We start from the raw sequence: 22,677 nt of genomic DNA on the forward strand, positions 1-22,677 counted from the left end.
GATCGGGACATCCCCTCCGGAAATGAGGAAATGACTTCGTACGCCTCATACACCAGAAATACGCGCGAGCTGCTGAAGCAAATCGCGCACAAAAGGCGATATCGCCAAGTCCTCGATCTTGTTACGTCACCGTTGCCCACAGACCGCGTGCTCGATTATGGTTGTGCGGACGGACACTTGTTTTCATTTTTAGTCGACAAGTTCGAGCGACGGAACCTCGTTGGCTATGATCCCAGTCCTAAATTGCTGTCCGAAGCAGAACCTAGCGTTCTCGCAGGAGCGCAGCTGACTACAGACATCGACAGTCTTCTAGAAACTCAGCCGTCCAGTTTCACGCTGATCTATTGCATGGAGGTCTGCGAGCACTTGACTGATAGGTCGCTGGACGAACTCCTACAAAACATCACTTCGTTTGCGTCTTCCCATGCCCGGATCATTATCGGCGTGCCAATCGAGACAGGACTGAGCGGATTCTTAAAGTCCATCTACCGCACTGCTCATGGCGGCCGCCAATCAGCCAGCATCGCTCAGGCATTTCGTTCCCTCTTCAGTATGAAGGTCGAACGAGAGCTTACCGATGTCGAATGGTACGGTGCGCATACAGGTTTCAGCCACATAAGATTGCGCGAAATCCTCAAACACAAAGGCTTTTATATCTCAAAGACCCTCCACTTGCCTTTCCTAGCTCTCCGAAGCGTTTTAAATAACGAGATCTATTTCGTGTGCCAACGAGGCAGGCGTACATGACTGCCCGGACTAAATGCTCTGGATCGAAATAGCCGGGCCTGGCATCATTTCAGGCAAGCGAGTGCGTCGACCAGATGCCGTCCAGCAAGGAAGTTGCGGTCTTGTTGTAGCGTATCGCGCTCGCAATGACTTCAAATTGCTCGAGGGTGCATAGAAAAGCTGGCGACGGCTCGACGGACACAACCAGTTGCCAAAACTCGTTCTCGGTGGGACATTCAACGGCGGGATCGAGCTCATAGCCAAGCCGACCGACCGTCAATCGGCCGCCGCCTGAAATTGGCGACAGCTCACGCATCTGCGTGGAAGCCAATATCTCAATAGAATTGTCCAAAACAGTCGCTTGAGCGTCGTCACCCGAGAGAGAAATAGGCAAGCGTGGATGAGTTCAAACGGAGTATTGGCATCACGGCGTGTTGCTCTCGAGCCTAAGCTCGCCCCCGCGATCCCGCTAACAGCAAATGCCGAAGCTGCGCGGTTTCGCCCGGAGATTGCTGCGCTGCGAGCCGTGGCGGTTCTAGGAGTCGTTCTCTGTCATCTCAAGATAAGTGCATTTGACGGAGGGTTTGTAGGCGTTGACATCTTTTTCGTAATATCAGGCTATCTTATCTCTCGAAATACATTACTCGATCTTCGGCAAAACCGTTTTTCATTCACGAATTTCTATATCCGTCGTAGCCGCCGGATCTTGCCCGCCCTCATCTTCACGGTTGTCGTGACATTTGTGGTTGGAGCGCTTTGGCTACCACCTGACGCTTTTCGCCAATTGGCGAAAGAATCAACTCATGCCTTGCTTTCAATATCGAATATTCAATATTGGCGGGAGTCGAAGCAGTATTTCGCAACGGCGTCCGACCAGCTCGCATTGCTGCATTGCTGGTCACTCTCGCTTGAAGAACAATTCTATTTGTTTTGGCCCGCCCTCCTATTCTGGGCCTTCAGGCTAGGCCGGATCGCGACCATTATCTTGGTGATGGCAAGCGTATCGTTTACTCTCTCGATACTGGAGCTCAGTAGGGACCCGCAGGCTGCGTTTTTTTTGACTCCCTTCCGTATTTTTGAATTTTCAATCGGCGCGCAAATCATTTTTATCGAAGAAAGAATTCGAGTTTCGAATCTTGTTGCTGAGAGTATCGCAATTGGCGGGATGCTCGCGATCGGCACGTCCTACTTAACGTTCACCTCAACAATGCCATTTCCAGGTTTCGCAGTCTTGTTACCGTGCGTTGGTGCGGCAGCAGTTATTTTCGTCGGATCGAATGCCCGGACGACATGTTGGTTGGCTAACCCTTTGGCTCAGGCAATCGGGGCTATCTCGTATTCGCTCTATTTGTGTCACTGGCCGCTTATTTTCTTCACCCGATTTATCTTTGGCGCGGAAGTTATGACAGCGACCACCGACGCTATTTTAATAGCGATCATGGGTATAACAGCCACTGCAATGTATTTCTTCATCGAAAAACCGTTTGTTCATGAGAGGTCACGATCGCTCTCGCCGCGATCACGAACATCCATACTCGGCTATGGCGGTACAGTCCTGGTGCTTGTTGCGATCACTCACACGGCATTTTTACAAGACGGGTGGGCATGGCGCCTTTCCTGGGAAAAACAACAGCTGACGGAGCTGCAACGCTTCGGTGTGGTTTCCTGTGAGGCCAAATCGTCCAGTAGCATCTGCGCGTTTGGAAAGTTTGATGCCCCACTAAGCGTGGAAATCGTGGGTGACTCGGTAGCTCAGCAGTATGTCGCAGCACTTGACCCATTGTTGAAACAGCTTGGCCTTCGTGGCGAAACTCTGACGGTGGGAGGTTGCCCGATATTGATTGGTATGGCGTTGAAGGGATCGCAACGAGAAGCCTGTGAATCAAGGAAAAAATCGATCCTTACACGCCTCCGATCGAGTGATGGCAATGTCGTGCTGACCCAGGCATGGGGCGGCTACAATGATGACACGACGATCTCTGATTTTGGACGCCTCGATCTTTCCTCTGGCGAGGAGCGATCCTTAGCCCAGCTGGAGACTAGCCTTGAAAAAACAATTGAGGTTTTGGCGGTGGGCCGACGTAAGATATTGCTTGTCGGCGATCAAGTAAGGACGAATTGTAAAATCGATAAGGATCGACTCTTGCCTGGTCCCCTCTGGCATGCACCTCAAGCGCCTTGCCCAAGTATCAATCGGGATCAAATTGCCCACTCTGGTGAGCGAGTGAACGCGGTGCTCGAACGAGTCGCAGCGAGGTGGGCGGACCGAGTTACCCTTATTAAGCCCGTAGACTACTTCTGCGACGAGGAGTGCCCGGTAGTTCGAAACGGGTTGTGGCTTTACCTGGACGAATTGCACTTTACTAGAGCGGGCAGCCAATATATGGGTCAGCGTGCTGAGAATGTCTTTAGAGAATTCCTTATAAGATAATTGGGGTGCCAAACGAGGAGTTGGGCCTGCATTCAGGAGGGACCAGGCCGCAACGTCGCCGGGGATTTTTTTGAACGACAGGCGTCCGCGATTGAGGTTGTTTCGGCAGTAATGGACCATCGTCCCGGAAACTTCGATCTTATGCGGTTCGTAGCCGCCTCGTTGGTGTTTTGGTCGCATCAATATTCGATCTCGGGCTTCAACGAACCCCTCATTCCATGGGTTGGGTCGTTGGGTGGCCTTGCCGTCTATGTCTTCTTTGCAATCAGCGGGTACCTGAATTCGCAAAGCGTGGTGCGGTCGCGCTCGCCGGCGCAATTCCTCATCAGCCGGGCATTTCGGATTTATCCGGCCTTGATCGTTTGTATAGCTTTGTGCGTCGTGATGGGCGCTTTGGTCACAACCTCGTCGCTAAGCGACTATTTTGTTCCGCCAGGTTTAGGAATCAATGGTCGAAACACGCCATTTTCGTTCTTTTGGCGCGACTCGACGCTTTTCTTCGGGCTGGATTACCATCTGCCAGGGGTCTTCGAGTCGAGCCTAGGCACGACCGAGGTCCTCACTCCGCTCTGGACGCTTCCACAGGAGGCGAAGCTTTACATTTACTTGGCCATCATCGCATTGGTCTGCCGGTTCGATGCACGCGCGATGGCGAGCGCCATTGTTGTCGTGCTCGGTGGCTTCGCGGTCTTCGGTTTCTGGCGGGAATTGGGCCCGATCTGGCTCGGGGAGCGGGGTCTGACATGCGCAATTCTTTTTGCCAGCGGGGTCGGCGTTGCCGCGTTGGAGCGGTGGCTGACAAAGGCGATTGCGATCGCCTGCTTTCTGTCGATCGCATTGTTGCTGCTGTTGTGCGGGCATAAAGAGACGTTCGTTCTCGTGGTGATCGCGCCGGTCTGTGTCGTCCTGAATGATCTCCCGCTGCCCCGCTGGACCGCGCCCAAGCTCGATATTTCCTTTGGCGTCTATCTGTATGCGCTCCCAATTCAACATCTGACTTCAGGCCTGCCTGTCAGCTTCTGGAGCAAGGGTCTCCTCGCTTTCGCTATTACGCTCGGGGCAGGTACGCTTTCGGCACTGCTGGTCGAGCAGCCAATGCTCAGGATACGAAAGCGGATCGGGCTGGTGACATGGCTAGACAGTGTGTGGCCCGCATTCCGAGCAATCGCAAAATCAGAACGGCGGTTTCTGTCCGTATTTTATCGCATGCGGCGCAATTCAGGCCGGGCGATTACTTCCGGAGAGTGGGCCATTTCGGCTGGCACCAACCATCGCGATCTAACAGCGCCTCTTTCCGACCTTGCGGCGGGGGCGGGACCTGGTGATATCTTGAAGTGATCGGCAGAGGGGCTCCAATAGAGCGCCAGGCTGCTAACTTGCCAACTCCCGGCGCCACCCGATCAGGATTAACGACCGGGGGCGACGTCAGGCGGTAGACCGATATAGGACGTCCTGATCGCGTTGTTCGATGAAGGCCGCGCCGCCGCAGTGAGTGGATGGGGATGCAGAGTTTCGTTGTAGGCGCCACCGGGATCGTCGGAGGCTATATCGTCGAGCATCTGGTCAAGTCCGGCGAAACGCCTTTGGCGTTGTCCCGGGTAAACCATCGCAGTTGCGGAGTAGTGTGGCTCCAGGGTGATCTCGCCACGCCCGAGACCTTGAAACCGCCTTCGTTCGAGACCTTGTATTGCACCGCGGAGGTTGGTCTGTTGGCGGATGCGCTGCCGTATATTTATACGCCGACGCTGAGACGTGTTGTCGCCTTTACCTCCACCAGCATCGTCACAAAGATAGAATCCGAAGTCGCAGCAGAGCGCGAGCTGCTGCAGCGGCTAGCGGAGGGGGAGAGGCGACTGATCGCCACCTGCGAGCGCTACAACGTCAATTGGACCATCCTGCGCCCGACTATCATCTATGCAGAGGGCCGCGACGGCAACGTCTCGCGGCTGGCGCGGCTCATTCGGCGGTTCGGTATGCTACCTTTGATGGGTGACGGCGCCGGGCTGCGGCAGCCCGTGCATGCGGAAGACCTGGCGATCGGGGCCATTGCCGCGGCAGCAAGCGACGCGGCAATCGGCAAAACCTATGCGCTGCCGGGTGGTGAGACGATTAGCTATCGTGAGATGGTCGGTCGGATTTTCGACGCACTCGGCGAGCCGCGTCGGATCATATCCGTACCACCATTTGTCTGGCGGCTGGCATTTGCCCTAGCAAAGCCGTTGCTTCCGAATGCAAATGCCGCGATGGGCGCCCGGATGGCGAAGGACATGGTGTTCGATCCCGCGCTTGCAGTCCGCGATTTTGGCTGGAATCCGCGGGGTTTTCATCCGCGATTTGAAAAATAAAATGGATAGTCTAAGAGATGATCGAGTCTATTTCCAGCGTCGTCGCAGCGACGGCTGCGAGAGGCTCAATCAGGAATCATCCCAGTTGCCATTAGCAAGCCCTAAAGTCGTCATTCTGCTCGCGACCAGAAACGGCGCCCCATTTATTCAGGAGCAAATCGACTCCTATAAGGCGCAGACCTATCGCAACTGGGATTTGCTGGTGTCCGACGACGGCTCCACGGATGATACGATTCAGATCATCGAGGAGTTTGCCAAGCAGGTTCCCCAGCGGGTGGTGGTGCGGCGAGGGCCGCAGATGGGTTTCTGGCAGAATTTCGCGTCGCTGGTCCGATCTGACGATATCGACGGCGACCTGTTCGCCTACAGCGACCAAGACGACGTCTGGTTTCCGGAGAAACTTGCGAAGGCGGTGAGCTGGTTCGAAGCGCGTCCGAGCGATCGTCCGGCTCTGTATTTTACGCGAACCGAGTTGATCGAAGAGAGCGGCGCGCCGATTGGCTTCTCACCTCTCTTCTTACGCGAGCCAACTTTTCAGAATGCCCTGGTGCAGAACATCGGCGGCGGCAACACGATGGTGTTCAATCGCGCTGCGCGGCTGGCGCTTCTGGCCACGCCGGCTGAGGTTGCTCTGGTATCGCACGATTGGTGGACGTACCAGGTCGTGACGGGGATCGGCGGCGTTGCGCATTACGATCCCTGGCCCAGCCTAAGATACAGACAACATGTGGAAAATCTTGTCGGAGCTAACATCGGTCTGCGGGCTCGGCTTGTTCGATCGTTCGCATTCTTGGGTGGCCGCTTCGCAATGTGGAATGAGGTAAACCTGAACGTGCTAGGCAGCATGCGAAGCCTGCTGACGCCGCACAACGCACTCGTCCTCGCCCTCTACACCCAAGCGCGTTTGGCAGCATCGCCCAAGCGGCTATGGCTCCTTTGGAAATCCGGTGTTTACCGGCAAAGCTTCCTCGAGAATCTCGCGCTTTTCGTAGGAGCGCTGTTTGGTCGCCTGTGAGGCCGCTTCACGCCATCTCGACGTTGCCTCTTTGCGCCTCTGGGTCAGCTCAAGCAGGACTGATCGCGATCAACCTATGTTTGTCGCCGTATGTTGTGCGACGATTCCTCCTGCCCTTTTATTTCGTACAATCCGAAGCATCGGTAGCTCCAGATAATTGAAGCTCAACACGCCCCAAATGTTCGCTGCAATTATGCACAAACCTGCGAATAAAATCTGATCGACCAAGCCGTGCTGTTGGGTCGAGAAAAGGCGGGTCAAAAGTGCAAGCAACAGAAAGTGGCTGAGGTAAGTGGAGTACGAAGCATCGCCCAGTTTGATCGCCCACCGAGGGGGCGCCCCCCAGCCAGTGCTTTCAAGCGAAATCGCTCCATATACCACCAACATGTAGGGTGAGCCGATCAGCAACATCCGCAACCATTGCTGACTGGGATCAAGTAATCCACACAAGGGTTGTCCAACCGCGACAAGGGCTGCGCCGGTTACGAGTATTGCCAATCCATGACGTCGTACATTCGCTAACGCGATGAATCCGCCAGCAATGAATTCAATCGTGTAGGGGTGCGTCACGATCTGCAATACAGGATTTGTGGATGTCGTAAATAGCTGAGCGACGACGATCAGTACGGCCCAGCCTGTGAGAAGCCGCACCATAGAGAGTCCCAGCGCGAGTGCGAGCGCCACCACTGCGTAGAAATAGACCTCATGGACCAGCGACCATCCCACCGGTAAAAGCGGGGTCGTCGCAGGCAGAAGAAAAACCGAATTAAGAAAGGCGGGGGCGGGATCGGGCCAGCCTCTTGCCAAATAAAACGCCACCATCAGCGCCAAATAAACCCAATAAATCGGGTAAATCCTAACAATTCTCGAGAAAAGAAATTGCCGCCAATGCTCACGCTGCGCGACAGTCGTAATCACGAACCCGCTGATAACGAAGAAGCAATGCACGCCCCCGATGCCCAGATTTGCAATGGCGGACTCAATTGCTCGGTACGACGGGTCGATCCTCGCGTTAAGACCTACGAAATGGAATACGACCACCATGTTGGCGGCTAAAGCGCGCAGCACTTGGATGGATTGGAATTTTTGCATGGTGCCGGAGCCTAGTGGCGCAACCCGAGTGCGTAAAGACTTTCACCCAGGCACGAGCGTGGCATCGCATACGTCGCGCTTTTGCTCAAAAGTTTTAGAAAGGCCGTTTTCGCCCGTTCTCCCATATCTTGTGAGCCAGCGACCGAGAAATGTCTGCCATCTGTATAGCGACACTCCATTGCTCGTGATCGGGCAATGCTCATCTGTCCTCGACTGTTACGGCAGGATCAGGCAGGCCGCATGGTCGCTGTGGCTGATCTGGAAGTCCGGTGTCTTGCGGCAAAGCTTCATCGACAATCTGGGGCTTCTCGTGGGGGTATTGTTCAGCCGCCTGTAACGGACGCTCACGCCAGTTCGACGCGGTCTCTTTGCGTCTCCGCGTACATTTCGAGGATCTCCTCGAGGGAACCTGCCGCTTTGATAATGCCCCGATCCATCCAGAGCGCCTTGTTGCAGAACTGGCGGCAGGTCTCGGCGCTGTGGGAAGCGAGCACCAGGATGCTCGCCTTCGCGACGAAATTGTCGATGCGATGCCTGGCTTTGGTGATGAATCTGTCGTCGCCAGCCATGATCCACTCGTCCATCAATAGGATTTCGGGGGCAAAGCTGGTCGCCACCGCAAAGGTCAATCGCGTCATCATACCCGAGGAATAGGTGCGCACCGGGATGTCCAGATATTCGCCTAGCTCCGTGAAGTCGGAAATGTCCTGCATTTTGCTGGCGATCTCGTCGGACGTCATGCCGAGGATTAGGCCGCGCATGCGGACATTCTCATAGCCGCTGATGTCCGGATCAATGCCAAGACCGATGTCAAGCATCGGAGAGATCGTCCCGCGAGTACGGACCGTGCCGACGACCGGCTCATAAATGCCAGCCATCACGCGCAGCAAGGTAGTTTTGCCGGCGCCGTTTGATCCGATCAGCGCGACCCTATCGCCGGCGGCGATATGCGTCGAGACGTTTCGCAGCGCTTCGACGACGATGCGCTGGTTAGCGTCGGTTGCCAAATGGCCACCGGAGCTACGGAATAGCAGGCTCTTCTTCAACGACCGCGACCCGCCATGATAGATGGGAAACGACACGCTGACATTTTCCATCGTCAGTTCTGACTGAATATTGTCGGTATTCATCATCGTCAGATCCAGTAGGCGATACGCGGGCGAAAGCGCGTGAAGACCAAACCGGCAAGCCCAAGATTGACGGCCGTGATCAACAGCACGGCAAGGTAGTTCTTGAGGGTGGGAACATTTCCTAACAACGGCGTCCGCGCGATCTCGATCAGATGGAAAAACGGATTGATGTCGGCGATATAGGCCCGGCGATGGAGCAATTCGGGCTTCCACATGATGGGCGTAACAAAAAATATTAGCTGCACGACGGAGTTGATGAGTGGTGGGATGTCGCGGAATCGGGCGGACAAAATGCCGATATAGACCGTTGCCAGCGTGCCGTTCAACACAAGGAGGATCAGTCCGGGAATCGCCAGTAAGGCCGTGGCGCCGGGCCAAATCCCAAAATAGACAAGGACCCCAAAATAGATCACGAAGTTATGGGCGAAGATGATGATCTTGCTCCAGCTCGACCGATAAACATAGATCGAGTAGGGCAGCCGGACCTGCTTGATATAGGACTCGGCCGCCGTGAAGATCATGCCCCCTTCGCTGAGGAAGGTCGCGAGCAGATTCCAGACCAGCAGACCGGTGCAGAAAAAGGGCACGAAATCGCGAATTGGGGTGTTGAACAGTTCAGCGTAGAGGAATCCCAGCGCCACCACCATGACTGCCATGCTGGCGGTCAGCCAGAACGGTCCCAACACAGAGCGGCGATAGCGCTGAAGGATGTCGTTCCATCCCATCCGGCCCCACAGACGCCAGGCGGCGAAACCGTCCCGAATGTCGGCAATGGCCATTTCGGAGGACTTTTGTCCGGCACCCCAAGTAGCGGTCGCCGGCGGACGTCCTTCGCCGGTTCGTGTTTCGACAGTCGCTAACATCGATCGATTTCAACTTTGTGGTGGCTGTAGGCAAAGTTCGGATTTCGATCCGGAAAATCGCAATGTTTTCAATGTCATGCGACCAAAGTACACGATGCGGTCAGACATGATGCAAGTTCCAGACAATGTCTTAGGCCATACAACATCAGTCGCGTCTAGCGCGCAGATGCTTGAATAATTATAGATTGCGGCCGGTTTGGGAGCGAGCGCCAACAAGGCATGCACCAGAGGAACCTGGCGCGAACCAGAATTCTGTTGATCATGTTCGTCCAATTGAGGCATCAGACGCAAGCGGATACAAAAGACCAACATCCGAAAGTGGATATGAAAATTGAACGGCTCGAGATTCCGGACATTCTGCTGGTGACCGCCGCGAGGCATGGCGACACCCGGGGATTTTTTTCGGAGACATTTCGTGCGGACGCGCTTCTTTCGAGTGGCGTCGAAGCGGCGTTCGTGCAGGACAATCACGTTTTATCGACGCAGAAAGGCGTGCTGCGCGGATTGCATTACCAGCTTCCGCCCCACGTGCAGGGTAAGTTGGTGCGGTGCTCGCGCGGAGCAATTCTCGATGTCGGCGTTGACATCAGGGCAGGCTCGCCGACCTTCGGCCGGCACGTTGCCGTCGAACTGTCGGCGGCGAACTGGTGTCAATTGTGGGTGCCGCCTGGCTTTGCTCATGGCTACGTCACAATGACCGACGATTGCGAAGTCATCTATAAGGTTACCGATTACTACGCGCCGGACTGCGATCGTGGTATCGCATGGGACGATCCTGACCTGGCCATCGATTGGCGGATTTCGCCGGGTGACGTGGTCTTATCGGACAAGGACCGGAAGCAGCCGCGTTTGAAAGATGTCCCTCCGGGTTTTCAATTCGGCGGGTGAGGAGGTCGCGCAATGCGGGTGATCGTGACTGGAGGAGCCGGTTTTATCGGATCGGCGGTATGTCGTCATTTCATCGCCGATCTCGGCCATGACGTCGTCGTGGTCGATAAATTGACGTATGCCGGCAACATGGCGTCACTGGCGCTGGTTGCGTCCAGTCCGCAGTTTGCGTTCGAAAAGCACGATATCTGCGACGGCGCCGCGATGGCTGCGATCTTCGAGAAATACCAGCCGGACGCAATGGTTCATCTCGCCGCTGAGAGCCACGTCGATCGTTCGATATCCGGCTCCGACCTGTTCTTAAAAACCAATGTGGTTGGTACCTTCACGCTGCTCGAGACGGCTCGCCGCTACATCGCGTCGGCCAAGAAAAATGCGGATGATTTCCGTTTCGTGCACGTCTCGACGGACGAGGTCTACGGGTCGCTCGGAGAGGACGGGCTGTTCACAGAAACCACGGCCTACGATCCCAGTTCTCCCTATTCGGCCACTAAAGCTGCTTCCGACCATCTGGCGAAAGCTTGGCACCGAACCTATGACGTGCCTGTCATCGTCTCCAATTGTTCCAACAATTACGGGCCCTATCATTTTCCCGAAAAGCTGATTCCGCTGGTTATCCTCAACGCACTGGATCGTAAGTCGCTTCCGGTTTATGGCGACGGCTCCAACGTCCGCGATTGGCTGTTTGTCGACGACCACGCCCGGGCGCTTGGCATCATTCTCGCAACAGGCAGACCCGGCGAAACCTACAATATCGGCGGACGCAATGAGCGGACCAACATCGAAGTGGTCCGGCAGATCTGTTCGTGGATGGATCGCCTGCGCCCGAACGACGCCTCGCATCACGAGCTGATTTCGTTCGTTGCCGATCGCCCGGGGCACGATCAGCGTTACGCGATCGATGCCAGCAAGCTCGAAACCGATCTGGGATGGCGAGCGCGGGAAACGTTCGAAACCGGGATCGAAAAAACAGTGCAGTGGTATCTCGCGCGCGAAGATTGGTGGCGACCGCTGCGGAACAGGGTCTATGGCGGCGAACGTCTCGGTCTGGTGGGGGCGTGAATCCACAAGTGCGAATCTATGTGATTGGCGCCGAGGGCCAGGTCGCGCGGTCCCTCCGGGAGGCTGCGGCCGCCGACAAGGAGATTGAGTTCGGCTTTGGCCGACGACCAGACGTTGATCTGCTGAACGCGGTCTCGATCGAGCGAGCCATTGCCGCATTCCGTCCCGACGTGGTGGTCAATCCCGCGGCCTACACGGCGGTGGATAAGGCTGAGTCGGAACCCGATCTCGCATTTGCGCTCAATCGCGATGGTGCAGGCGTTGTAGCGGCGGCGGCCGCGGATCAAGGCATTCCGGTCATCCATCTGTCGACCGACTACGTCTTTGACGGGATGAAGACCGGCGCCTATGTCGAGAGCGATCCGGTCAACCCGCAAAGCGTCTATGGCCGCTCCAAGTTGGCGGGCGAGCTAGCTGTCGCCGCGGCGAACCCAAGGCACGTTATTTTGCGTACGTCATGGGTCTACGCGCCGTTTGGAGGTAATTTCGTGCGCACGATTCTTCGCCTTGCATCGGAACGCGACCGGCTGCGGGTAGTGAACGATCAGGTAGGTTGCCCCACATATGCGCCGGATATCGCCGACGCGATCCGCGGCATCGCCGGCCGGGTGGCGGGGGGCTGGCAGCCACATTATGCGGGTGTCACGCATCTTGCCGGGCCCGACCCGATGACTTGGTACGCCTTCGCGAAACAGATCACCGATCTCGCCGCGTCCCGCGGCGGGCGGTCCATATTGCTTGACCCGATCTCGACTTCCGATTATCCGACAGCTGCCGTCCGACCAGCAAATTCGCAGCTTTCGAGCGCAAAACTGGCGGCGGTGTTCGATGTGGGGCTGCCTCCGCTGAAGCAGTCTCTGACGGATTGCCTTGATCGTCTTCTTGGGATTTGAACGGGAGATCTGCTTTGAAGGGCATTATTCTTGCTGGCGGGAGCGGTACTCGCCTCTACCCCATGACGCTTGTGACCTCCAAGCAGTTGCTGCCCGTCTACGACAAGCCGATGGTCTATTATCCGCTGACCACGCTGATGTTGGCCGGCATCCGCGACATCCTGATCATTTCGACGCCGCAAGACTTGCCGTTGTTTGAGGCGTTGTTGGGAGACGGCAATCAGTGGGGGCTGTCGCTGTCTTACGCGGTGCAGCCTAAACCTGAAGGTCTGGCGCAGGCGTTCGTGATCGGCGCCGATTTCATTGGCGGCGACGCTCCGGCGCTCATTCTCGGCGACAACATCTTCTTTGGCCATGGCCTGCCGAATTTGCTCGCCAGCGCCACGTCGCGGACGACCGGCGCCACGGTGTTTGCCTATCACGTCGCCGATCCGGAACGATATGGCGTGGTCGCGTTCGACAAGCAGGGCAATGCGACCTCGATCGAGGAAAAGCCACTACAGCCGAAGTCGAACTTCGCCGTTACCGGACTCTATTTCTATGATAACCGAGTTGTCGATATTGCGGCCAATATCAAGCCGTCAGCACGCGGCGAACTCGAAATCACCGATGTGAACCGGGCCTATCTTGAGCGCGGACAGCTTGCGGTTGAGCTGATGGGGCGCGGCTTTGCCTGGCTGGACACCGGTACGCCAGACAGCCTGTTGGAAGCCGCCGACTTTGTCGCCACGCTCGAGCGGCGACAGGGATTTCGGATCGCCTGTCCCGAAGAGGTGGCTTTCGGCCAAGGATACATCGATCGCGATCAGTTGGCACGCCTGGGCGCGGCGCTGGGAAAGAGCGCCTATGCGCGCTACATCAGCGACCTCGCTGAAGCCCTGTGAGCCTGTCTTTCCGATCATCGCCGCAGGTCTTCGCTTCGGTGATCCAGCAACAAGGACAACAACGTCGTGTCAGGCCAGGCTTCAACCTTCACCAGCGATCTCGCTGTTGTTTATCTGGCGCGCCATGCCGAAGGAAAAGGACCGGTCACGAATTTCATTGAATCCTTCGAGCGTCATCCACCCGGGATTGCGCATGATTGCGTGGTGGTTCGAAAAGGCTTCCCGCCGGGGGAATCCACGCTCGACAAAGTCCTGAAGCGTGCATTCCCTCATTTCATTTCAGTGTCGGATGACGGCTTCGACATCAACGCCTATGCCAAGGCTGCTGCGCAGCTTCCCCACACGCGTGTGGTCTTCCTCAACACGTTCTCGGAAATCACGTCTGACAACTGGCTTCGCAAACTGCGTTCGGCGTTTGCCGATCCGGCGGTCGGAATCGCTGGGGCCACCGGTTCCTATGAAAGCCTTCTCAGCAGCATGAAGCACGTCCAAAAGGGATGGTGGCTGTTTCAGAATGAGGGGATTCCAAAACCGGCCGGCCTCCGACGGTTGTTCCGAGCAATCAGGACGCGGTTGCCGAAGCAGCTGGCGACTAGGGTGGTGGCAACCGCGATTTCCTATTTCGCTGTGCGCTCGTCACGCCACGACCGCACGCTGGACGATAAGTTTGAAGCGTATTGGGCCAACGAGATCGGGCCCGGCGGCGCGCTGGCGCGCCTGAACGACATGGCGCCTTTTCCGAATCCGCACATCAGAACAAATGCTTTCATGATCGAACGACAGGTCTTTCTCGATGTACTGCCCGAATCGATCGAAACCAAGAACGATTCATACCTTTTCGAAAGCGGGCCGGGCGGGCTGACGCAGCGAATCCTTCAGCGCGGCCTGAAAATCGTGGTGGTGGGTGCGGACGGACGCGTTTACGGGATGGAAGAATGGGCCGAAAGCGGCACATTTCGCCTTGGAGGCCAGCGCAATCTTCTCGTCAAGGACAACCAGACTCGGGCGTTCCAAAACATGAATGCGGCCGGGCAGCGCACTTTCACGAGGATGACCTGGGGCGACGACCAGGGTACCATCTCCGGTACGTTATGAGCAGGGCAAATGCGCCGGAATCCGATCGCCGCGGGAGGGTGACGGGGGAGAATTGCCAACTGCGGAGCGCGGTTAGATTGTGCTGCGTGGCATAGGTTGGTACATAGGCCAGCGAAGGGTGGGCCCTCGCGCGGGGACGAGAACGGGCACTTCCAACGGTTGAACCGAGATTCACAGTTCCTGGTGAAGAAGTATGCGCGTTGTCGAGAAAATTTGCCGTGTCCGATTGCGGTCGGATCCCACCGGTTTTACCGTCCAGGATGGCACTTCGGTAGCATCGGCGTGCGTGGGTGGCATCCCAGGATACGGGTGGCCTGAAAGGGCATCGCGGCTCTCTGGCTGCTGGTCAGATTTGTTTACCGAAGAAGTAGGGGCTCTACGATCTGAAGCTGCAGCGGTTCTTGGTTGATGCAGGAGTTCTCGATTTCTCCGCTGAAAATGCTGGTGGACTTGTGGCGCAAGCGCGGCCTGATACGCGCTCTGGTGCACCGGGAAGTGGTCGGACGCTATCGCGGATCCGTCCTCGGACTGTTCTGGTCATTCTTCAATCCGATTCTGATGCTAATCATCTACACACTAGTCTTCAGCGTGGTTTTCAAGATGCGCTGGAATGTCGGGAGTGACTCGAAGACTGAGTTTGCGATGGTGCTGTTTCCCGGCCTGATCGTATTCACGCTTTTCTCGGAATGCTTGAACCGCGCGCCCAGCCTGATCCTGAGCAACGTGAACTACGTCAAGAAGGTGGTTTTTCCGCTAGAGATACTTCCTTCCGTTGCGCTGGGTTCGGCGATCTTTCATGGCGCGGTGAGCATGTGCGTGTGGTTTATTGCGTATCTGTTCTTGTTTGGAATCCCGCACCTGACCGTCGTGCTGATCCCCCTGGTTTTGCTGCCGCTGGTGCTTTTCATTCTGGGGGTGAGCTGGTTCCTGGCCTCACTCGGCGTCTATTTGCGCGACGTCGCTCAGTTCATGGGCATGATCACCACGATCCTGATGTTCCTATCGCCGATCTTCTACCCGGTGAATGCATTTCCGGAGAAATATCGCAGCCTGCTGTTCCTCAATCCGATCACGCCCGCGATCGAGCAGGCGCGGGATGTGTTGTTCTGGGGGAAGGTGCCGGACTCGACGATGTACCTGATCTATCTTTTGGGCGGCGCCTTGGTCGCATGGTGTGGCTTTGCCTGGTTTCAGAAGACCCGCCGGGGGTTCGCCGATGTCCTCTAGGGAAACTGCAATTAAGGTACAAAGCCTCAGCAAGTGCTACCAGATCTACAACAAGCCGCACGATCGTTTAAAGCAGTCCTTGTTTCCGCGACTCGGAGCGCTGATCGGCAAGACGCCGCAGCAGTATTTTCGGGAGTTCTGGGCGCTCAGAGACGTTTCCCTTGAAGTCAAGAAAGGCGAAACCGTTGGTATTATCGGGCGCAACGGCAGCGGAAAATCGACCCTGTTGCAGATGATCTGCGGAACCCTCAATCCGACCGGCGGTACGATTAAGATCAACGGTCGTGTGGCCGCGCTACTTGAACTCGGGGCGGGCTTCAATCCGGAGTTCACTGGTCGCGAAAATGTCTATATGGCCGCTACGCTCTATGGGTTGACCCAGGCGCAGATAGACGGCCGTTTCGAGCGGATCGCAGCCTTTGCCGATATTGGCGATTTCATCGAGCAGCCGGTGAAGACCTATTCGAGCGGCATGTATGTCCGGCTGGCATTTGCGGTGATTGCGCATGTCGACGCCGATGTTCTGGTGGTCGACGAAGCGCTCGCGGTCGGGGATGCGGTGTTCACCCAAAAATGCATGCGCTTCATCCGAGAGTTTCAAAAGCACGGCACCTTGCTGTTTGTCAGCCACGATACCGCTGCCGTGCAGAATCTGTGCGAATCCGCGATCTGGCTGTCCCAGGGCCAGATCCGGATGACCGGCACTTCCAGAGAGGTTTCTGAAAGCTACCTCCAGTTCACGCTTCAGGAAGTCTACGGCGAAGAAGCCAAGCTGATCTCGGTCGCGTCGGACCGGGCGGCTGGGCTGGCGTCTGAAACATCGCCAATGGATTCGCATGCGGCGCCGGCTGTGGATTACGGCGCCGTGGCCAGCGTACGCGACAATACCGCTTTCGCCACCGGCTGGAAGACCGGCCATGCCGAAATCCAATCCGTTTCCATGACGAAATTGTCAGCCGGTCCGGAGGGGATTTACGAAGGTGGCGAGCGCGTTCGCATGACCGTCCGCGCCAAGGCACATGGTCCACTCGGCAAGCCGATCCTGGGATTTCTGATTCGTGATCGGTTGGGGCAGGATCTGTTTGGAGAGAATACGCTCTCATTTACCGATCGCATGCCGGTTCGCATCGAGCCGGGCGTGACATTCGAGGGCGTGTTCGAGTTCCGTCTTCCGATGCTTCCGAACGGGCAGTACGCCGTCATGGCGTCGGTCGCAGACGGCGATGGTTATGACAACATTCAGCATCATTGGATGCATGACGCGCTGATCGTCAACGTCGCTTCAAGCAAGATTCGTTACGGGCTCGTCGGCATCCCGTTCGAGCGGGTAGAGTTGCAGGTTACGAATGATTAAACGAACGCTTCACGAACTCTACGCCAGCCACTCAGGAAAGATGTCCGACAAGTGGTCGCTCTATCTCGATGAATATGATCGTTTGTTCTCGTCGATGAGGGATCGTCCGGTCCGGCTGCTCGAGATCGGAGTCCAGAACGGTGGTTCGCTCGAGATCTGGTCGCAATTCTTTCCGAAGGCGCAAGCGATCATCGGCTGTGACATCAATCCGGATTGCGAGCGCCTGGCATATGATGATCCGCGCATCGGCGTCATTGTCGGCAATGCAAATGATCCGCAGACCCAGGGGCTGATACTGCAGAGGTCCGGACAATTCGACATCGTGATCGACGACGGGTCTCATTTGTCCAGCGACATCGTCAAGACTTTTGCGCTGTATTTTCCGCATCTTGCAGAGGGCGGAATCTTCATCGCCGAGGATCTGCATTGCAGCTATTGGGACAAGTTCGAAGGCGGCCTCTACTATCCCTATTCTTCGATGACGTTTTTCAAGCGCCTTGCAGATGTCATCAATCATGAGCATTGGGGGGTGCCCAAGGCCCGCGCCGAAATTCTGCGCGGCATTTTCGGCAAATACGGTTGCGAGCTACCCGAAGAAAGTCTCGCGTTGGTTCATTCGGTTGAATTCACTAATTCGATGTGCGTGGTGAGGAAATCGCCCGCCGCAAAGAACGGCCTGGGTCACCGCATTATTTCCGGGACCTTGGAGTTGGTGGTTCCGGCCAACAAGGAATGGAGCGGTACTCCGTACAAACTGGATCCGATCTTCGACGAAACCAACAATGTCTGGACCGATCGCTCATCCGCGCCTGAAGAGATGTATATTGAGACAGTGCGCGACCTTGGTGCGTCGGTCGAACTCATTGAGGATCTGAAGCAGGAATTGAGTCGCAAGCTCGATGAAATTTTGCATCTGAAGGACAGAAACGAGCAGCTAAGTCGTGAGCTCGATGAAATTCGCAGATCGACCAGTTGGCAAATGACATCGGTCCCGCGGCTTTTGGCAACGCGCATGCGAAGCCTGGCATCCGATGCGCCCGGTACGGGCAGCCTGCTTCCGATACTCAGCGCAGGGGTGAAGTCTCACCGGCGCTCCTTTTCGAGGAGTAATTCGACGACCGCCGAGCGTCTTCATAAGTTCGTCCTGCGACACGGTTTGGGTTTTTATCAAAAGCGCATGAGGCACACCCAGTTGGGCCGCGCCATCGCGCAATATGTGCGCGATCGCGGGCTTATCAGTTCCTTCGACCTCCATTCGAGCTCGCTCCCGCAAGGCAGCCCGGAGATCGTCGCGTCCGGACCTGCGCACGCCTCGGACGCCGAAGTCCATTCGCAGGTACCCGGCTATCACCTGAGCCTTCCGCTAAATTTCGAGGTGGCGGACGACCTCGCCGTTCGCCCCTGCGTCAATGTGCTGTTGCCGAGTCTCCGCCTCAAGAGCATGTCCGGCGGACCCAATACCGCGCTACTGCTCGCGTGCATGCTGGCGGAGCGCGGCGAGCGTATCCGATTAATCGCCTGCGATGCGCCGTTGGAGGGTGAAGACGCCGCGTTACTCCCTTACATGGAGCGGCTATTGAACCGGCTGGTCGCCCGCGACCGCATTGAGATCGTCGATGGATTCGACCGCACCAGGCCGATACCGATCGGCATCCGCGATGTATTTTTCGCGACTGCCTGGTGGACCGCCCAGATTGCGAAATACGCGGTTGCCAACACATCTAATAAGACTTTCATTTACCTGATTCAGGATTTTGAGCCGATCCTACACGAGGGCTCCACCTTTCAAGCCCGTGCGCTCGAAACCTATGGACTGCCGCATATCCCAGTGATCAACACCCGGCTCCTGCTCGACCATTTGATCCGGGAAGATGCGGGGCGCTTCTCAGATCAGGCATTTGCGGCCGAGGCGCTATGGTTCAATCCCGCCCTGGATCGTACCCACTATTTTCCCGTCGCCGCTCAATCCGGCAAGAAGAGGGTGCTGCTGTTCTACGCTCGCCCCAACATCGCCCGCCGCAACCTGTTCGAACTTGGACTGGTCGCGTTGCGTCGCGCCGTCGCCTCCGGCGCTGTCGACAAGGATAATTGGGAAGTCTGGGCGATGGGCGAAAAGATTCCGCCAATTGCACTCGGCGAAGGCGTTATGCTCAATCCGCTGCCGTGGATGAGCTTCGACGACTATGCCGGACGCGTGCGCACCGCCGATCTCATGCTGTCATTGATGCTGTCGCCGCATCCAAGCTATCCGCCGTTGGAAATGGCTGCGTCGGGCAAGCTGGTCGTCACCAACAGCTTCTCCGTAAAGACGGCGGATCGCATGCGGGCGTTCTCGCCGAACATTATCGTTGCGGAGCCGAATGCCGAAAGCCTCGGGCAGGCTATCGAGAACGCAGCGGGGCGGATCAATTGCGGGCTGCCGAGTTACGATTCCTCCGGCGCGATCGCATTGCCGACGGACTGGGATCAGAGCCTCAACGGAATTGTCACGGAATTGCTTGCGAGGCTGGAAGGGATGCGCGAGCCTGCGCTGGAAACAGCGCAATCGGTAGCGCCGGGCTTGCCGTCGGTGGCGAAGAGCGACTACGAGGCCTACCGCAAGACGAGACTCGCCCGTCGTCGACGCGACGGAAAGTATAGCCAGACACCCGGCCTGCTTTCATTCGTAACCAGCGCCTACAACACCGATCCCCGGTTCCTCGAAGAGCTTGGCAACAGCGTATTTCTTCAGGACGGGGGGATGCATTTCGAATGGCTAATCCTCGACAACGGTTCCACGGAGGAGGGCACCCGGCGCGCCCTTACAAGGCTCGCACGCCATCCCAGCGTGCGGCTCGAGCGCGTCGAGAGCAATCTCGGTGTCGTCGGCGGAATGCGCTACTGCCTCGAACGGGCGTCCGGACGTTATATTCTGCCGCTGGATTCCGACGATCTGATCGAGCCCGATTGCGTCCACGTCCTGACCCGCTTCATCGAGGAGAACGATTATCCTGCCCTGCTCTTCACCGACGAAGACAGGCTGGACGCAGGAAGGTTTCATACACCCTATTTCAAGGCGGACTGGGACCCTGTGCTGTTTCTGCACTCGTGTTACATCGCACACCTCTGCGCCATAGATCGCGAACTCGCGCTGGAGCTTGGTTCGTACAGCGACAGCTCGTCTGAGGGGTGCCACGACTGGGACAGTTTTATCCGTTTCATGCTCGCCGGCAAAAAGCCGACGCACGTTCCGGAAGTGCTTTACAGTTGGCGCATGCATACCGCATCGACGTCCGGAAACATCGAATCGAAGTCCTACATCACCGAGTCCCAACGGCGGACCCTGCAGAGATTTCTTGATCGCTCCGGTGCCACAAATATCGAGCTCGTGAACAGCCCGCTGTTCCAGTACAATGTGAACTGGTGGTTCCGGCGAAAGCGATCGCATGCGCAATCGATTCGGACGATCGTGATTGTCGCGACGGATGACGCCGCTGACGCGCTGCCGGACACAACAGCCATCGTGGTGGGGCGGGAAAACGTTGCCGCTCTCGCCGATGCAGTCGACAGAATCGGCACCGACCTCGTCCATCTGCAATGGCACGGCGTTTTGCCGCTCGACGACGAGTGGCGCTGGGACGCCATGGCGCTGCTTGAATTGTTCGCCGATGCGGTGATGGTTGGCGGCATGCTGGATGACGGCTCCGCAATCGTGGATGGTCCGCGCGTATTTGGCTACGGCGATGGCTGTGGTTGTCCGGATCAGGGGCGCGCGCTGACCGATCCTGGCTACGGCGCGCGGATGTGGAAGGCGCATACGGTTTCGGCGGTTTCGACGGCGCATTGCGTAGCCAGGACATCCTTTCTGAAGCAGTGTCTGGGTGAACTGCAGCGCGAGGCCGTCGCGATTGAAATGCTCGGCCCCTGGCTCGGGGCAATGGCGGCGGAGGCAGGTAAGAGGGTGGTCTATTCGCCGTTCATGCGCGCGCGTGTGGAGAGGGCCGACGCGGCGGTTGTTTCCGGGAGCGGGACGGCGCGTTGGTTGTCACGCTTCTGGTCACTGATCCCTGACCAGCGAGTGTATTCGCCGAGGCTGGGCCTGGCTGCAGAACTTGCCTACCGGGAAGTCCACCCCGAGGCTAATCGCCAGCATCTGGCGCAGCTGCACGCCGGGCTTCTCAGCTACTCCGACTGGCTCGAAATGCATATTGCTGGGCGGCGTTCGCGCTATCGGCTCCCCGCTGAGGCGGTCTCGGTTTCGCTCATTACGACGGTCTATGAAGGCACGAAGATCGACCTACTCGACGCGTTGGCGGCGTCGGTTGTGGCGCAAACTTTAAAGCCGGTGGAGTGGGTCATTGTCGCGCACGGACCGATTGCGCCCGACGCGCTTGCCCACATCGTACGCGAGGGCGCCGATCATTGGCGCGCAACGGTGATCGTTGAGCCGGCGTCGCTCGGCATCATGGGTGCCATGCGTCGCGGACTAGATAACGCTCAGGGCGACTACATCGTGCCGGTGGATGCGGATGACCTGCTCACCGTGGATGCCGTTCAGATCTTGGCGAGTTCGATCGCGCGATTGGACCAGCCGGACATGATCTATTCCGACGAAGACGCGCTTGTAGAAGGCAAGCCGGTGTCGCCCTATCTTCGTGCTGCGTTTGATCCAGTGCTCAATCTCGAGAGTTCGTATATCTGGCACCTATGCGCAATTAACCGGCAGCGCGCGTTATCGCTCGGCCTCTACACTGATCCCGGCGCTACATGGTGTCACGATTGGGACTGCGCGACGCGTATTGCAAAAGGGGGCGGCCGCATCGAGCATGTTCCCGAAGTGCTTTATCACTGGAGGCAACATGCCGCTTCCACTACCCACAAGCCCGAAGGAGATGAGCGCTCAATGACATCGGTGAGGCATGTACTCGAGCGTCAGATCGCCCAACTGGCAGTCCCCGATCGGTTCTGCGTTGCGGAATGGCCCGATTATCGCGGCGCGCGCGAGCTATATATTGCGCGCAAGACCGATCACTTACCTCAATTGATCTGGGCGGGCGACGCGGCGCGGGTCGAGTCTGTCGATTCCGATGCGATCCTGGTGTTCGCCGCCAGCGGCGTGATAATTCAGTCCCAAGACGTCGCTGGCGAGGTGGCCCGTCTGCTTGAGTTGCATCCTAAGGTCGGCGCTATCGGAGGCGTCGTTGTCGGTCCAGCCGATTTCGTGACGGATGGATGCTGCATGGTCAATCGGGCCGGCTTGCTGGAATCGCCGTGGCTGGGCCGGAGCGCGGCGTGGTCTGGCCCCTATGCCCTGGCACTGAAGCCACAGACCGTGACGACGACTGGTAATTCGCTCGCGTTCTTCAGGGTCGCGGCGTTGAAGCAGGCGGATCTCTGGCCGCTGGAAATAAACGAGCGTTCGCCGAGCTCCGTCCGCGACATATGCCTTCTTCTCGCGAAGGACGGTTGGAGCACCGCGTTCTCACCGCTTGTGCGGGCGCGGCGCAGCATCGCAGGTCAAAGCGACCCAGCCAGCGCTCGACCACTGCCTGATGTACGGCGCGAAAGCCAGGCGCTGGTCAGATATGGAACGGCTCTCGGTTACAGCGACTTACGGGTAACCCGGGCGTGGTTGAGTTGCAGGTACGCGGTGAGGTTGCGGCACTGAATTGCGGGTGAAAGTGGAGACTGCT

At 57.3% G+C, this 22,677-nt stretch carries 16 protein-coding genes and 1 pseudogene; 14 read left to right on the forward strand and 3 right to left on the reverse strand.

Annotation, left to right across the window (positions count from 1 at the left end; translation table 11 throughout):
• Positions 1 to 30: 30 nt before the first annotated feature.
• The 6 genes and pseudogenes from HAP41_RS16420 (at position 31) to HAP41_RS16445 (ending at position 6,517) form a co-directional block, all read left to right on the forward strand.
• Complete coding sequence (locus tag HAP41_RS16420; protein WP_166099772.1) at positions 31 to 747, forward strand: class I SAM-dependent methyltransferase; 717 nt, start codon at positions 31 to 33, stop codon at positions 745 to 747.
• Positions 748 to 877: 130 nt separating this feature from the next.
• Positions 878 to 1,021: pseudogene (locus HAP41_RS16425) on the forward strand (IS256 family transposase); the annotation flags it as partial.
• Between the two features lie 66 nt (positions 1,022 to 1,087).
• The gene (locus HAP41_RS16430) at positions 1,088 to 3,157 is read left to right on the forward strand and encodes an acyltransferase family protein (RefSeq protein ID WP_166099768.1); all 2,070 of its coding nucleotides are present in this window, start codon (positions 1,088 to 1,090) and stop codon (positions 3,155 to 3,157) included.
• Between the two features lie 111 nt (positions 3,158 to 3,268).
• A complete protein-coding gene (locus HAP41_RS16435) occupies positions 3,269 to 4,495 on the forward strand; it encodes an acyltransferase family protein (protein WP_224580822.1) in 1,227 nt (408 codons plus the stop codon).
• Positions 4,496 to 4,659: 164 nt separating this feature from the next.
• On the forward strand, positions 4,660 to 5,502 hold the full coding sequence (locus tag HAP41_RS16440; RefSeq protein ID WP_166099758.1) for an NAD-dependent epimerase/dehydratase family protein: 843 nt from the start codon (positions 4,660 to 4,662) through the stop codon (positions 5,500 to 5,502).
• A complete protein-coding gene (locus HAP41_RS16445) occupies positions 5,444 to 6,517 on the forward strand; it encodes a glycosyltransferase family 2 protein (RefSeq protein ID WP_224580821.1) in 1,074 nt (357 codons plus the stop codon). The genes HAP41_RS16440 and HAP41_RS16445 overlap by 59 nt, the downstream gene beginning before the upstream one ends.
• A 69-nt stretch (positions 6,518 to 6,586) precedes the next feature.
• Here HAP41_RS16445 and HAP41_RS16450 read toward each other — a convergent pair whose 3' ends face one another.
• The 3 genes from HAP41_RS16450 to HAP41_RS16460 all read right to left on the reverse strand — a co-directional run bounded on the left by HAP41_RS16450 (position 6,587) and on the right by HAP41_RS16460 (position 9,518).
• Positions 6,587 to 7,609 (reverse strand): acyltransferase family protein, encoded by a 1,023-nt coding sequence (locus tag HAP41_RS16450; protein WP_166099755.1) that lies wholly within the window; start codon positions 7,607 to 7,609, stop codon positions 6,587 to 6,589.
• A gap of 344 nt (positions 7,610 to 7,953) precedes the next feature.
• Positions 7,954 to 8,742: an ABC transporter ATP-binding protein gene (locus HAP41_RS16455; RefSeq protein ID WP_166099751.1), complete on the reverse strand. Its 789-nt coding sequence runs from the start codon at positions 8,740 to 8,742 to the stop codon at positions 7,954 to 7,956.
• A 2-nt stretch (positions 8,743 to 8,744) separates the two neighbouring features.
• Positions 8,745 to 9,518 (reverse strand): ABC transporter permease, encoded by a 774-nt coding sequence (locus HAP41_RS16460; protein ID WP_166099748.1) that lies wholly within the window; start codon positions 9,516 to 9,518, stop codon positions 8,745 to 8,747.
• 408 nt (positions 9,519 to 9,926) lie between these two features.
• Here HAP41_RS16460 and rfbC point away from each other — a divergent pair, with 408 nt between their 5' ends.
• From rfbC to HAP41_RS16500, 8 genes are all read left to right on the forward strand, one after another.
• Positions 9,927 to 10,490, forward strand: coding sequence for a dTDP-4-dehydrorhamnose 3,5-epimerase (rfbC, locus tag HAP41_RS16465; protein ID WP_166105966.1), 564 nt, complete (start codon positions 9,927 to 9,929; stop codon positions 10,488 to 10,490).
• Positions 10,491 to 10,502: 12 nt separating this feature from the next.
• Positions 10,503 to 11,552 (forward strand): dTDP-glucose 4,6-dehydratase, encoded by a 1,050-nt coding sequence (gene rfbB / locus HAP41_RS16470; protein ID WP_166099744.1) that lies wholly within the window; start codon positions 10,503 to 10,505, stop codon positions 11,550 to 11,552.
• Between the two features lie 8 nt (positions 11,553 to 11,560).
• A complete protein-coding gene (gene rfbD, locus HAP41_RS16475) occupies positions 11,561 to 12,445 on the forward strand; it encodes a dTDP-4-dehydrorhamnose reductase (RefSeq protein WP_166099739.1) in 885 nt (294 codons plus the stop codon).
• Positions 12,446 to 12,459: 14 nt separating this feature from the next.
• Entirely contained in the window at positions 12,460 to 13,329 is an 870-nt protein-coding gene (gene rfbA / locus HAP41_RS16480) for a glucose-1-phosphate thymidylyltransferase RfbA (protein WP_166099732.1), read from the forward strand.
• A gap of 66 nt (positions 13,330 to 13,395) precedes the next feature.
• Positions 13,396 to 14,424, forward strand: a complete 1,029-nt coding sequence (locus tag HAP41_RS16485; protein WP_224580820.1) for a hypothetical protein — start codon at positions 13,396 to 13,398, stop codon at positions 14,422 to 14,424.
• 408 nt (positions 14,425 to 14,832) lie between these two features.
• Positions 14,833 to 15,651 (forward strand): ABC transporter permease, encoded by an 819-nt coding sequence (locus tag HAP41_RS16490; RefSeq protein ID WP_166099718.1) that lies wholly within the window; start codon positions 14,833 to 14,835, stop codon positions 15,649 to 15,651.
• Positions 15,641 to 17,005: an ABC transporter ATP-binding protein gene (locus tag HAP41_RS16495; protein WP_166099712.1), complete on the forward strand. Its 1,365-nt coding sequence runs from the start codon at positions 15,641 to 15,643 to the stop codon at positions 17,003 to 17,005. The genes HAP41_RS16490 and HAP41_RS16495 overlap by 11 nt, the downstream gene beginning before the upstream one ends.
• Positions 16,998 to 22,652 carry a rhamnosyltransferase WsaF family glycosyltransferase gene (locus HAP41_RS16500; RefSeq protein WP_224580819.1) on the forward strand — a complete coding sequence of 1,885 codons (5,655 nt, stop codon included), beginning with the start codon at positions 16,998 to 17,000 and terminating at the stop codon, positions 22,650 to 22,652. Before HAP41_RS16495 ends, HAP41_RS16500 begins: the two co-directional genes overlap by 8 nt.
• Positions 22,653 to 22,677: the final 25 nt, after the last annotated feature.

The sequence above is a fragment of the Bradyrhizobium barranii subsp. apii genome, from assembly GCF_011516635.5.
Lineage (GTDB): Bacteria > Pseudomonadota > Alphaproteobacteria > Rhizobiales > Xanthobacteraceae > Bradyrhizobium > Bradyrhizobium barranii.